At 47.9% G+C, this 13,550-nt stretch carries 12 protein-coding genes and 5 tRNA genes; 2 read left to right on the forward strand and 15 right to left on the reverse strand.

From position 1 onward, the window contains the following. Positions 1 to 137: 137 nt before the first annotated feature. The 9 genes from L9P36_RS12580 to tsaE all read right to left on the reverse strand — a co-directional run bounded on the left by L9P36_RS12580 (position 138) and on the right by tsaE (position 9,351). Entirely contained in the window at positions 138 to 335 is a 198-nt protein-coding gene (locus L9P36_RS12580) for a DUF2065 family protein (RefSeq protein WP_237467513.1), read from the reverse strand. Positions 336 to 402: 67 nt separating this feature from the next. Beyond that, positions 403 to 1,356: a protease modulator HflC gene (hflC, locus tag L9P36_RS12585; RefSeq protein WP_237467515.1), complete on the reverse strand. Its 954-nt coding sequence runs from the start codon at positions 1,354 to 1,356 to the stop codon at positions 403 to 405. A 1-nt stretch (position 1,357) separates the two neighbouring features. Beyond that, a complete protein-coding gene (hflK, locus tag L9P36_RS12590; protein WP_237467516.1) occupies positions 1,358 to 2,557 on the reverse strand; it encodes an FtsH protease activity modulator HflK in 1,200 nt (399 codons plus the stop codon). Between the two features lie 49 nt (positions 2,558 to 2,606). Next, entirely contained in the window at positions 2,607 to 3,902 is a 1,296-nt protein-coding gene (gene hflX, locus L9P36_RS12595) for a ribosome rescue GTPase HflX (protein WP_237467518.1), read from the reverse strand. An 18-nt stretch (positions 3,903 to 3,920) separates the two neighbouring features. Continuing rightward, on the reverse strand, positions 3,921 to 4,190 hold the full coding sequence (gene hfq / locus L9P36_RS12600; protein WP_237467520.1) for an RNA chaperone Hfq: 270 nt from the start codon (positions 4,188 to 4,190) through the stop codon (positions 3,921 to 3,923). Between the two features lie 87 nt (positions 4,191 to 4,277). After that, positions 4,278 to 5,207, reverse strand: a complete 930-nt coding sequence (gene miaA / locus L9P36_RS12605) for a tRNA (adenosine(37)-N6)-dimethylallyltransferase MiaA (protein WP_237467522.1) — start codon at positions 5,205 to 5,207, stop codon at positions 4,278 to 4,280. Continuing rightward, positions 5,197 to 7,185 (reverse strand): DNA mismatch repair endonuclease MutL, encoded by a 1,989-nt coding sequence (gene mutL, locus L9P36_RS12610; protein ID WP_237467524.1) that lies wholly within the window; start codon positions 7,183 to 7,185, stop codon positions 5,197 to 5,199. The genes miaA and mutL overlap by 11 nt, the downstream gene beginning before the upstream one ends. Position 7,186: 1 nt before the next feature. Further along, a complete protein-coding gene (locus L9P36_RS12615) occupies positions 7,187 to 8,875 on the reverse strand; it encodes a LysM peptidoglycan-binding domain-containing protein (RefSeq protein WP_237467929.1) in 1,689 nt (562 codons plus the stop codon). A gap of 5 nt (positions 8,876 to 8,880) precedes the next feature. Beyond that, positions 8,881 to 9,351 carry a tRNA (adenosine(37)-N6)-threonylcarbamoyltransferase complex ATPase subunit type 1 TsaE gene (gene tsaE, locus L9P36_RS12620; RefSeq protein ID WP_237467534.1) on the reverse strand — a complete coding sequence of 157 codons (471 nt, stop codon included), beginning with the start codon at positions 9,349 to 9,351 and terminating at the stop codon, positions 8,881 to 8,883. A 170-nt stretch (positions 9,352 to 9,521) separates the two neighbouring features. Here tsaE and queG point away from each other — a divergent pair, with 170 nt between their 5' ends. Next, the gene (queG, locus tag L9P36_RS12625) at positions 9,522 to 10,646 is read left to right on the forward strand and encodes a tRNA epoxyqueuosine(34) reductase QueG (protein WP_237467930.1); all 1,125 of its coding nucleotides are present in this window, start codon (positions 9,522 to 9,524) and stop codon (positions 10,644 to 10,646) included. Between the two features lie 455 nt (positions 10,647 to 11,101). Here the strand turns inward: queG and L9P36_RS12630 are convergent. From L9P36_RS12630 to orn, 6 genes are all read right to left on the reverse strand, one after another. Then, positions 11,102 to 11,177 (reverse strand) — tRNA-Gly (locus tag L9P36_RS12630). A gap of 51 nt (positions 11,178 to 11,228) precedes the next feature. After that, positions 11,229 to 11,304 (reverse strand) — tRNA-Gly (locus tag L9P36_RS12635). A gap of 74 nt (positions 11,305 to 11,378) precedes the next feature. After that, positions 11,379 to 11,454: transfer RNA gene (locus L9P36_RS12640), tRNA-Gly, on the reverse strand. Positions 11,455 to 11,513: 59 nt separating this feature from the next. Next, positions 11,514 to 11,589 (reverse strand) — tRNA-Gly (locus L9P36_RS12645). A 59-nt stretch (positions 11,590 to 11,648) separates the two neighbouring features. Beyond that, a tRNA-Gly gene (locus L9P36_RS12650) sits at positions 11,649 to 11,724 on the reverse strand. A gap of 125 nt (positions 11,725 to 11,849) precedes the next feature. Next, positions 11,850 to 12,395 carry an oligoribonuclease gene (gene orn, locus L9P36_RS12655; RefSeq protein ID WP_237467543.1) on the reverse strand — a complete coding sequence of 182 codons (546 nt, stop codon included), beginning with the start codon at positions 12,393 to 12,395 and terminating at the stop codon, positions 11,850 to 11,852. Between the two features lie 74 nt (positions 12,396 to 12,469). On the opposite strand from orn, the gene rsgA reads away from it, so the two are divergent. Further along, positions 12,470 to 13,519 (forward strand): small ribosomal subunit biogenesis GTPase RsgA, encoded by a 1,050-nt coding sequence (gene rsgA, locus L9P36_RS12660; protein ID WP_237467545.1) that lies wholly within the window; start codon positions 12,470 to 12,472, stop codon positions 13,517 to 13,519. Positions 13,520 to 13,550 lie beyond the last annotated feature (31 nt).

Consider the following 13,550-nt stretch of genomic DNA (forward strand, 5'->3'; position numbering starts at 1 on the left):
CTTCCCAAAGTCAGTTAGTAGTTAAAAATGGATTCTAGCACCGATCGTCTTTAGAAGGCAGCCATTTTTTAATCAACATTATTTTTGGCTGCTATTTCATTTGGTTACAGTGAAGTATTTTCTCTGCACCACTTTTGTTAAACGCTCCCTGCTGGCCCGCACCACATTAAAAGCAGCCAACCAAGCAGCATCAGCAGTAAGGATCCCATTCGAATTTTCGACGCCGGTAGTTGAATGAACTGTAATAGCAGCATCTGCCATTTTCGCGGGGCAAGCGCAGGTAGTAAGGTTTCAATAATCACAACCGTAGCCAACACACAAAGCCAAAACTGCATCCCCTATTCCTTTTGATATAAAAAAAGACAAGGCCAACGCCTTGTCTTTTTCAATGAGTAAAATCGCTTACTTGCCTTGACTGTCTTTCATATAACGGAAGAAGTCCGTTTCACCATCAAGTACCAGTACATCGCTCTTGTTGTTAAAGCTCGCCTCGTAGGCTTGAAGTGAGCGCAAGAATTCGAAGAAATCGGTATCTTGTGTATAAGCATTGGCATAGATTTCAGCTGCTGTCGCATCTGCTTGACCACGAATAGTACGAGCGTCACGGTCAGCTTTGGCCATAATGGTTGCCACTTCAAGGTCGGCTGCAGCCGTGATCTCCTCAGCTAGCTTCTTACCGGTTGCGCGGTGGAAAGCCGCCACACTTTGACGCTCTGCACGCATACGCTTGTAGATCGATTCGTTAATCTGATCAGGCAAGTTAATACGCTTCACACGCAAGTCAACAACGCGAATACCAAGATCGTCTAAGGCACTTTGACGTAAACCTTTAAATGCATCAGGGTTGGCTTTGAGCATGGTTTCTTTCTCTTCAGGTGTGAGACCTGAAGGATCAATCCCGTCCAACACATTTTGCATTACTTGTTCACGTTTTTCAGAAACGATCTCTTTAATCGTTAAACCACCGATCTGAGCACGCAAGCTGTTTGAAAGTTTTACCATCAAAATGCGCTGTGCTTGGGCAAAATTGCCGCCCGTTGCAAGGTAGAACTTACCAAAGTTTTCGATTTTCCACTTCACGTAAGAATCGATGATCACGTCTTTTTTCTCGACGGTCACAAAACGGTCCGCCTGATCATCCATGGTTTGAATACGTGCATCCATGGTGCGAACAGTATCGATAAACGGCAGTTTAAAGTGCAAGCCAGGCTCATAGAGCACATCTTGGTTTTGATCGTTTTTCAAGATCTTACCAAAACGAATCACAAAGCTGCGTTGGCCTTCTTGAACAGTAAACATTGAAGAAAGCAGAACCGCCACCAGCACTACCACCAAAGGTAGAAGTAACTTACGCATATTAATATCTCCTTGGCTGCGTTGACGTGCTTTGCTGCACCTGAGTTACCGGTGCTGGACTCGTGTGATGTACCGATGGCGTCGGTTTAGGCAACACACCATGTTGCGGTTTCACCGCTGTGTGTTGTTCTTGCTTCATCATCTGATCCAGAGGCATATACAGCAGATTACCTGACGCTTTCGCATCAATCAGCACCTTGCTGGTACGCGCATAAATACGTTCCATGGTTTCAAGGTAAAGACGCTCGCGAGTAACTTCTGGCGCTTGACGATATTCAGGCAACAGCTTCACGAAGCGCTGCACATCACCTTGGGCACCATTCACAATGCGTTCTGCATAGGCATCCGCTTCACGACGAACACGCTCTGCCGTACCTTCAGCTTCAGGTACCACCTTGTTACGGTAAGCTTTTGCTAAGTCTTGGACTTGCTGCTCATCTTCACGTGCTTTAATCGCATCATCAAAGGCTTCTTGAACTTCTGCCGGTGGGCGCGCTGCTTCAAAACTCACATCAATGATTTCTAAGCCCATGTTATATGGCTTGATAATGTCATTGATGGTAATCAGCGTATTATCACGAATCTTTTGACGCTCTTTGGTAATGATATCGTCCATGGTGTTATCACCAATCACCGCACGCAACGCTGAATCGGTTGCTTGGCGCAAGCTATCATCAGCATTGGTCACGTTGTACAAGTAATCACGCGGGGTCACTACTTTGTATTGAACGGTCATGCCAATCACCACGACGTTTTCATCTTTAGTCAGCATCAGCTCACTTGGACGTACACGTTGCTGGTTGGCAGGTCCCACATGCAGCGAACGAATCTCACTGATGTTGACCTTAGTCACATCATCAATCCATAACGGACGCCAGTTTAGACCCGGCATCACTGTCTCTTTATAGGCACCAAAACGTGTAACTACACCACGCTCAGCTTCACCAACGGTATAGAAACCGAAGAGGCCCCATACCACCAATGCAACACCGAACAGTGCAGCGATTCCGCCCATTCCAGCACCGCCAGATTGACGACCACCACGTTTGTTGCCACCACCGAACAAACCACCAAATTTACGGCTGAGATTACTGAAAAACTCATCTAAATCTGGTGGACCCTGATCGCGGCCACCACGGTTATTTTTCCACGGATCCTTGCCGGGATCGTTATTATTGTTTCCGGGCTCATTCCACGCCATTAGCTAACTCCATCAATATGATATGACGACTCAAAATAACTCTAGCAGTCTAATGAGACAGGATAAAGCTATTCAGTTCTGCGTCTTCTCGTTTCACCAATCGCTGCCAATCAGCTTCGGCCAAACGGACTTCCAGCAGCAGGCTGCCGTCGGGTTCAAACTCTTCTCGTACAATACAATCGAGCTGACACAGACGACTACGGACACGACCGCACGCCGCCGGTGGAATACGCAACTGATAATGCACCATGTTCTGGCGCAATCGCTGCGATAGCGCATCAAACAGTAGTGAAATGCCATCCCCTGTTAGAGCCGAAACCCAAACAGTGCGCGCAACCCCTTCATCGTCATAGTCGACACGAGGCTCACCCTGCTCTAATGCATCAATTTTATTCATCACCAATAAGGTCGGAATCTCATTGGCTTCAATCTCTTCAAGAACCACATTGACCGCATCAATGTTTTCACGAAAACGCTCATCACTGGCATCAATCACATGCAGTAGTAAGGTTGCTTCTCGCGTTTCTTGAAGCGTTGCTTTAAACGCCGCCACCAAATCATGGGGCAAATGACGAATAAAGCCTACGGTATCAGCCAGCACCGAGGTGCCAACATCGGCCACTTCAATACGACGCAAGGTCGGATCCAGCGTCGCAAAAAGTTGGTCCGCGGCATACACGCCAGCTTCCGTAATTCGGTTAAAGAGGGTGGATTTACCTGCGTTGGTATAACCAACGAGAGAGATGGTTGGAATCTCAGCACGATTTCGCGCACGGCGCCCCTGCTCGCGTTGCTTCGCCACACGATCAAGTCGACGTAAAATCGCTTTGATTCGTTCGCGGAGCAATCGACGGTCCGTTTCCAACTGGGTTTCCCCTGGGCCACGCAGACCAATCCCACCTTTTTGTCGCTCAAGGTGCGTCCAACCGCGAATCAAGCGGGTCGACAGATGACGTAACTGAGCCAGTTCAACCTGCAATTTACCCTCATGGGTACGTGCACGCTGAGCAAAAATATCTAAAATCAATCCAATGCGGTCAACGACTCGGCATTGAAATAGGCGTTCTAAATTGCGTTCTTGTGCGGGCGAAAGCGCATGGTTGAAGATAACAATATCGGCTTCGAAGCGCCTTACTGCATCTGCAATCTCTTGCGCTTTGCCTTCACCAACAAAATACTTGGGATGAGGCGACTGACGGTTACCCGTCACCATGGCTAAATTGCTAACGCCGGCTGAATCCACCAGCATCGCGAACTCATCACGATCGTCGCCATCATCTTGTTGTTGGTTGAAGTTGATATGAACAAGAATCGCTTGTTCACCTGCTTCGTAACGGTCAAACAAGCAATCAACTCCTGTGTATTATTCTTCAGTTTTATCTTGGCTACGATCGCCAGTCGCTGGACGATCACCATTAGTGTGGTGGTTGACCGGACGTGCTGGAACAACAGTAGAAATTGCATGCTTATACACCATTTGGCTCACGGTGTTTTTCAGCAGAATGACGAATTGATCAAAAGACTCTACTTGTCCTTGAAGCTTAATACCGTTTACCAAATAGATTGAAACGGGAATACGCTCACGACGAAGCGCGTTCAAAAATGGGTCTTGTAAAGATTGCCCCTTAGCCATGTTCTTTTTCCTTATTTATTTGTAGTTGTTGTTCACAAGCAAGAATAAAGTCATACGTCCCGCCCAGCAGTATACAAGTTTGATCGGTCACTGACTGAGTGAGTTTGTGATCATTTGTAACGCTTGGGCTTCATCAGCGCTGTCCAACCAAGTCAAATTATCCCAGCTACGAAGCCAAGTAATTTGCCGTTTAGCAAGCTGACGGGTGGCGCAAATACCTTTGTAAATTGCTTCATCACGTGAACACTCCCCCGCAAGGTAGTCCCACATTTGGCGATAACCCACACAACGAATCGATGGAAGATCGGGGTGTAGATCACCGCGCTGAAACAGCGCCCGTACTTCTTGCTCAAAACCCGCTGCCATCATCTGCTGAAAACGAAGTTCAATCCGATGGTGCAGCACAGCCCTATCCTGTGGCGCGATAGCAAATTGCTTCACGTTATAAGGTAGAGGCTCTCCTTGCGTTGCAGTGAGCTCAGTTAAAGTTTTACCTGAAATACGGAAAACTTCCAATGCTCTCGATAATCGTTGCGGATCATTTGGGTGAATCCGTGCAGCAGATACCGGATCGATCACCTTGAGCTCATCATGCAATACCTGCCATCCATGTTCACTGGCTTGGCGTTCGATTTCCGCTCGTACCTCAGCATCCGCTGCGGGTAGGGGCGAAAGTCCCTGCAATAATGCCTTGAAATACAACATTGTACCACCCACCAACAGAGGAATTTTTCCCTCTGCGACAATGGTCGCCATCTGCGCTAAGGCATCACCTCGAAAATCGGCGGCTGAATAACTTTGCGCCGGATCGAGAATATCAATTAATCGATGTGGTGCCGCGGCTTGCTCTGCCGCATCCGGCTTTGCGGTACCAATATCCATACCGCGATAAATCAGTGCCGAATCGACACTAATAATCTCAACAGGAAGGCGTTTTCTCAATTCAATCGCTAGACCTGTTTTACCTGAAGCCGTTGGCCCCATTAAAAAAATCGCGGTGGGTAAATTATGCGTCATGTTCAAAAAATCGAATCAATGCTTGTTCATCAATGCTATGCAAAAAAGCGGCAGATTGCTGACTTAATTGTCGGTGCCAGCGCTGCTCAAGATCGCTCAGTAGCGACACCACTTGCGCCATATTGGCAGGCATTGGCACAGCTAATTGCTGAACAAGATGTTGTAAAATAGTCTGACTTGTCGCCTCATCTAAGACCGATGAATGCGATGCAAGTTCCGTGAGTAATCGGGGTAGCCAGTGCTCAATCGGATGGTGGCGAAGCGGTTGGCATACCGTTTGTACGATCACTTGTTTGCTTTGGCATTCTAAACCGATACCAAATTGTGCCAACCAGGATAAATTGCGCTGCGCGCTTTCAACTTGAGCTTGAGTTAAAGACAAACTCATTGGAATCAGAAGCGGCTGTGGTTTTAACCCCTGCGCAAGACCATGATAAAGCTCAGCCAAAATCGCCCATTGCTGCGCTCTTTGGCTATTCATCAAATGCCAATGACTTTGGCTGCGCAATAAGACGCGCCCCTCAGCTAAAATCGCTACCGGCTCTCCCAATGGGGCATCATGCGCGATATGTGCCTGACCGCTGATAGCGCGCCTTTCTTGATGCGCTGTTGCGCTTGTCTCAACTAATGCTGCGACTTCATGTTCACGCACTGCTGTGTGCGGCGGTGTAGAAAAAAGCTGCTGATACAGCGCGCTCACCACTTGGTTTGAAGTCCCCGCCGGATGCTTTGCACCTTCGAATCCCGCGCTCTTAACCGAGCCTGAAGATGACATCGAACGACTTGCCTGATAGGAAGATGCCGACTCTCGCACCTGAGGCGATTGCGCAGTTTGTGACGTCTTGGTCTCAGATGCCTTGTGCACAAATACCTGGGACGCAGATGCTTTAGGCGCAAAGACGCTTGCCGCTTGATGCGGATAATAAGGCTGTTCTGGTTGATCCTGCTTGGGTAACAAATCCAAAGGTTGCGCTTGGCTTTTCACCTCTCGCAACGCTTCAAAGACGGCTTGGAAAATAAAATCATGCACCAAGCGCGCTTGATGAAAACGCACTTCATGTTTGGCTGGATGCACATTGACGTCGACATCATGCGGCGATAACTCAATAAACAATACATAGCAGGGATACTGCTCGGCATTGAGTAAACCATCATAGGCTTGGCGAATGGCATGATTAATGACTTTGTCACGCATCATTCGACCATTCACATAGCAGTACTGCACATCAGGCTGAGCGCGCGCAATATTAGGCTCACCAACCCAACCATGAATGCTGAGCTCCGCTTGTTGCCAGCTGAGTTGCAACGCTTGCTCAGCAAAGGCTTGGCCGCAAATCGCAGCCAATCGTCGCCGCTGCATCACTTCATTGTTGGCCGCGCGATACTGCCGTACGGATTTGCCATTGTGCGACAGCGTAAATGTCACCTGCTCGCGACTTAAAGCAATGCGCTTGAGCAGCTCATCAATATGCTGAAACTCAGTTTTATCAGTTCGTAGAAATTTGCGGCGCGCTGGCGTATTGAAGAAAAGATCGGCCACTTCCACAGTACTACCCACAGGGTGCGCAGCTGGTAATAAGCGCACCGCCATATCACGCCCTTCAGCAATGGCAGACCAAGCTTCCGATTGATGCGCAGGGCGAGAAGTTAGCGTTAAGCGAGAAACCGAGCTGACCGAGGCCAAAGCCTCACCACGAAAACCGAGGCTGGTGATCGCCTCTAAATCATCAAGATGGTGGATTTTTGAGGTCGCATGGCGACTGAGCGCCAGCTCCAATTCATCTTTTTCAATACCGCAGCCATTGTCACGAATGCGAATCAGCTGGCTACCGCCCTTTTCGATATCGATATCGATACGTGTCGCGCCCGCATCAAGGCTATTTTCAACTAGCTCTTTAACCACAGAGGCGGGTCGCTCGACCACTTCCCCTGCGGCAATTTGGTTAGCCAGTCGCGCTGGCAATATACGAATCGGCATTTTAGTGACTTGGAATAATTAAAACCTGACCCACATACAGGGTATCACGTTTTAATCGATTCGCTTTTTTTAGCGCTTGCATGGAAACGCCATAGTGATCAGCAATACCAGACAAATGCTCACCGCTTTTCACTTTGTGCTTCACTGATTTGCTGGCTGGTACGGCAATTTTCAATTTTTGACCAATCGCCAATTCATCAGATTTCAAGCGATTCAAAGAACGAATACTGGCAACAGAAACGCCATATTTTTCAGCAATTTTACCAAGAAACTCACCGCGCCCTACCACATGAACTACAGTGCGTGTTGCTATGGATGTCGATGCTTTCTGCTGCGTCGATGGCGGCGTAATCAATCGCGCTGATGGAATCTGCAGCACCTGACCAACGCGAAGCTGGCTTGATTTAAGCTTATTGGCAGATTTAATCGACGCCACAGAGGTACCATATTTTTCAGCAATCACTGACAGTGATTCACCAGATTTCACCTTATGCTTTCTCGGCTTACTTGACGCGAAACGCGTACCTTCCGGTGGGTAATCTCGAAAATAGCTCAGCACCCCTTGATAGATGGCATTAGCCAGCTTCTCTTGGTGGCTATTTTGAAACAGAAGCTTCTCTTCACCCGGGTTTGAGATAAAGCCGGTTTCCACCAAAACCGATGGAATATCTGGTGACTTGAGTACCGCCAAACTGGCGTATTCAGGTTTGCGCTTATGCAGCACCGTCACCTTGCTCATATTTTTCAAAATACGCAGCGCGACCTCATTGCCCTCTTTGGTGGAGTTAGCAAATTTCAAATCAAGCAAGGTTCGGTTGAGGTTCAAATCTTCAGTGTTTTGCGCAATGACATCGCCACCACCGAGTAGCTCAGATTGCTTTTCATGATCCTCAATCCAGCGACCAATTTCACTGTTTGCACGACGTGTTGATAGCACCCAAACCGAACCACCTCGTGGCTGTGGCGAACGAAAACCATCAGCATGAATAGAGATCAACATATGGGCTTTTTTCTGACGAGCAATTTCAGTACGACGGTTTAAATCCACGTAGTAATCACCACGGCGCGTCAGTACGGCTTCCATACCCGGCGTTGCATTAATTTTGGCCGCCAAACGTCGCGCAATCGCCAGCGTTGCATGCTTTTCATATTTACGTTTTGGACCAATGGCTCCCGGATCTTCACCGCCATGGCCGGCATCAATCGCCACAATGATATTGGCCATCCCCTGCGGCACTTTCGCGGCTACTGCGGTATTAGCGCTGTCTTTTTGATCACTAGCCGCCACCGCGCCGCCATGGGGTAAATCCACCACTAAGCGATGACCATAGTGACCATCAGGCGTTGGTGCGAGCGGAAAAACATTGGCCAAGGTGCCCTTTTTCAACTCAAACACCAAGCGCAGCGTGCCCTTTTCTGGCGCACCACTGGTGCGAATCTTGGTTAAGATCGGACTATTGGTGACCGTCATCGGCAGCTTCGACTTTAGACTGGTGTCGTGCAAATCCACCACCAATCGATCCGGCTTCACCAATGGGAAATAGCTATAACTGACCTTTTGGTCGAGATCGATGACTACACGCGTTTTATTTGGATCTGGCCAAACACGCGCACCTTTAAATTCAGTAGCTTGCGCTACACCATAAAACAAAGACAAACAGAGCAATAACCAAGATTGCCAACGACCCAACTTAATCAAAGCGACCCCAACTGTGCGAGAATTTGTTGTCCATATTCACTAGCAGCGTCAATGCGAGCTTGGCGCTGCTCACCATCATAATGAAGATGAATAATCAAATCAGGGTTTGGTAATAACCCCTCTCCCTTTTGCGGCCATTCAACCAAACAAAGGGCATCCTCAGAGAAGTAATCACGAATTCCCATAAATTCCAACTCTTCAGGATCAGCAAGTCGATATAGATCAAAGTGATAAACCTGCCAGCGGCCTAAATCATAGGGTTCAACCAAAGTGTAAGTCGGACTTTTCACCGCCCCGGAATGGCCCAATGACTGCACAAAACCACGACTTAAGGTTGTTTTCCCAGCGCCTAAATCCCCGAGCAAATGGATTGTGGTTTGTTGCTGACACAAACTCGCCAATTTTGCGCCAAGTGCTTGTGTTGCCACATCATCAACGAGCTGACATTGGAAGGTTTGGCTGTTCATTCTTTTCTCTTTCTTTTTTGGTCATCGATTTTGCCGCGAATATTAGCAAACTTTTCAGCAAACAGCGCCTATTTAGTAGTCATCCACAGCGAGTTTCCACCTAGCTTGTGATAGACTAATCAAGTCTGTTTACTGTCTTGTGTCATCCCATGCCATCATCCATTCCAAGTATCGATTACACCGCCCTGGCCGAAAAAATTAAAGGCTGGGGAAAGGAACTTGGGCTCGATCAAGTGGGTATCTGCGACGTTGATTTAAGTGCCCATGAACCACAGCTACTGCGTATGATTGAGCAAGGTTATTTTGGTGAAATGGATTGGATGGCACGCCATGGCACCTTACGCGCCCGACCCGATGAGCTTTTACCTGGTGCAGTGCGCGTCATTAGCGCGCGGTTAAACTACTTACCACCACAAGCAGGGTTTGCAGATAACCTCAACAATCCGCATCGCGCCTATATCAGTCGCTACGCATTGGGACGTGACTATCATAAATTAATGCGCAATCTGCTCAAGAAATTGGGCCAACGAATCGAGCAAGAAATTGGTGAATTTACTCATCGTCCTTTCGTCGACTCTGCGCCGATCTTAGAAAGACCGCTGGCACAAAAAGCCGGATTAGGTTGGACCGGTAAACACTCACTGATTCTCAATGAAAATGCGGGCTCTTGGTTTTTTCTTGGCGAGCTACTGATTAGTTTGCCACTCCCCGTGGATACACCTCATCAAGGCAGCTGCGGCAATTGTGTGGCGTGCATGACCAGCTGCCCAACCCAAGCCATAGTGGAACCTTTTACTGTGGATGCCAGACGCTGCATCTCCTATCTCACCATTGAATTTGATGGGGTCATTCCTGAAGCCTTTCGCCGCGCCATGGGCAATCGCATCTATGGCTGTGATGACTGCCAGTTGGTGTGTCCGCACAATCGCCAAGCGCCACTCACCGAACAAAAAGATTTTCATCGCCGCGAAGCCCTGCAAACCGATGAGCTTTTAGCGCTATTCCTCTGGACTGAAGCTGAGTTTATGCGCCACTTTGAAGGCAGCGCCATTCGTCGCATTGGTCATTTACAATGGCTACGCAATCTCAGCATCGCCATGGGCAATGCCCCTTACCACCCTGATTACACGTCAGCCCTTGAAAGTCGACGTGGTCTCAGTGATGTATTAGATACCCACCTCGACTGGGCAATCAACGAGCAGCAAAGTAAACAGCTTGATGCCGACACCCCACTCAATCGACAAACGCAACGATTAATTCGCATAGTCGAAAAAGGCCTGCCACGCGATGCTTGATCTTTGATCCCTATCTCATATTTTCGATGTGAATAACCATCGAACATCGTTCGATTTCGATCAAAAAAAACGCACAAATCAAAGCTATCCACATCATCATGTGAATAATGCGTCGATAACCATAAAATAACGGGAATAGGCTGTGTTTAAGCTGAGTATATTTGGTGTAAAGCCTGTTATTTTGGCTTTTTCACTCAGCCAGCTTTACATTAGGATAATGTGGATAAATTGAACACATTCTGTGCATGAAGTGATTTTGCACATAGTTACCCACAGAAATACGTAAAATGATCCACATCAAGTGGATTGTGTATAACTCTGTGATTATAAAAAAATGTTCTAAATGCTGATAAGTTCATAACTCATCATGATTTGACCGCAAAAACAGACAAACACACCGCCTTATTTACCGGAGTAAATAAAGCGTCAATCACATGATTGTAAAGGGAAGAAATTGGAGCGACACACGAGGTTCGAACTCGTGACCTCAACCTTGGCAAGGTTGCGCTCTACCAACTGAGCTAGTGTCGCATTCTGAATTGTGTCAAAGAGCGGAAGTCGTGTACCCACGAGTTCAAAATTTGGAGCGACACACGAGGTTCGAACTCGTGACCTCAACCTTGGCAAGGTTGCGCTCTACCAACTGAGCTAGTGTCGCATTTGTCTTGAAGCATGTTGACTTAAGACGAAGCCTTTCGGCGCGAATGCAGCAAAACCACATTCAAAAGAAATTGGAGCGACACACGAGGTTCGAACTCGTGACCTCAACCTTGGCAAGGTTGCGCTCTACCAACTGAGCTAGTGTCGCAAGTGTCATAAAGACAGTGCCTTTCGGCAGCCAGCAGCCGAAGCTACTGAAATCAAATTTGGAGCGACACACGAGGTTCGAACTCGTGACCTCAACCTTGGCAAGGTTGCGCTCTACCAACTGAGCTAGTGTCGCAAGCGTCATAAAGACAGTGCCTTTCGGCAGCCAGCAGCCGAAGCTACTGAAATCAAATTTGGAGCGACACACGAGGTTCGAACTCGTGACCTCAACCTTGGCAAGGTTGCGCTCTACCAACTGAGCTAGTGTCGCATCTAGAGCGGTCAAAACAATAAAGCTTTCCTCTCTACGGGCTGCGAATTATACGAGGAAATTATTCCGATGCAAGCCTTTCAATAAAAAAAATTCACGCTTTCGTTTGATCGCTCAAGGAAGCATCAAAGGTTAATAAAATGTTCGCGGTAGTAGGCCAATTCAGCGATGGATTCTCGAATATCATCCAATGCCAAATGACTGCCCTGCTTTTTAAAGCCTGGCAAAATCTCTGGCTTCCAACGACGCGCTAACTCTTTTAGGGTCGACACATCTAAATAACGATAGTGGAAATATTGCTCCAAGAGCGGCATATGGCGATATAAAAAACGGCGATCTTGGCCGATGCTATTACCGCAAATAGGCGATGCACCTTTCGGTACCCACTGCTCCAAAAAAGCAATGGTTTGTGCGACAGCTTGCGCCTCTGTGATGGTGCTTGCTTGCACGCGCGCCACCAAACCACTATTGGTATGCGTGGTGGTACACCAATCATCCATTTTATCTAGTTCTTCTTGCGGCTGATGAATGGCGATCACTGGACCTTCAGCCAAAATATTCAGCTGCGCATCAGTGACGATGGTCGCCATCTCAATAATCTTGTGCTGCTCTGGGTCTAGACCAGTCATTTCCAGATCGATCCAAATGAGGTTTTGTTCGCTTCGCACCATTCTGCTGCCTATTTATCGAAGAAAAGAGGTATCATACTAAGCTAAAGATGATCGCCAACCAAGAGTTGCACCACGTGGCAAAAAAGAAAAAATTGACCAAAGGCCAACTGCGCCGTGTTCGCTCCAATCAAAATCGACGATTAGAAGAGCGCGACGAATCCCAGCAATGGGATGAATCCTTGTTGGGCACAGCCCAAGAGGGACTTGTGATCTCTCGCTTTGGTCAGCATGCCGATATTGAAGATGCCGATGGCGTCATCCACCGCTGTAACCTGCGTCGAAGTATTGAAAGCTTGGTCAGTGGCGACCGTGTGGTTTGGCGTCCAGGCGCCGAAGCCCTCGCAGGCATTACCGGTATCGTAGAAGCCGTGCACCCACGCCAATCTGTACTCACCCGTCCAGATTACTATGATGGCGTAAAACCTGTGGCAGCCAATATCGACAATATCATTATTGTTTCTGCGGTATTGCCAGAGCTGTCTTTTAATATCATCGACCGCTATTTAGTGGCCTGTGAACAGCTGCATATCACACCAATTATTGTGCTCAACAAAATTGACCTACTCAGCGACGAAGAGCGCAGCTTCTTTGATCAGCAATTTGAGCTCTATCGCCAGTTGGGTTACCAAGTCTATTTTGTTAGCCGTAATAGCGGCGAAGGCGTTGAAGCCTTTGAGGCGCTACTGAAAGATAAAATCACCATTTTTGTCGGCCAATCAGGGGTCGGTAAGTCCAGCTTAGTCAATGTACTCTTGCCAGAAGTGAACGCTGAAGAAGGCGCGGTTTCTGAAAACTCAGGGCTGGGCCAGCACACCACTACAGCGGCGCGTCTTTACCATTTAAGCCATGGTGGCTCGCTGATTGACTCTCCCGGAATTCGTGAATTCGGCCTTTGGCATTTAGAGCCAGAGCAAGTGACCGAAAGCTTTATTGAGTTTCGTGATTATCTTGGCGGCTGTAAATTCCGTGACTGCAAACACTTAGATGATCCGGGCTGCGTGATTCGTGAAGCGCTTGAGCGGGGTGATATCGATTCACGTCGATTTGACAGTTACCACCGTATTCTTGATAGCATGCTGGAAAATAAAGCCAATCGTCAGTTCTCAAAGAACAAACAGAATTAATTGGGCATTGCCCGCATCAACAGGTAGGACA

The organism is Vibrio stylophorae (genome assembly GCF_921293875.1).
GTDB lineage: Bacteria > Pseudomonadota > Gammaproteobacteria > Enterobacterales > Vibrionaceae > Vibrio_A > Vibrio_A stylophorae.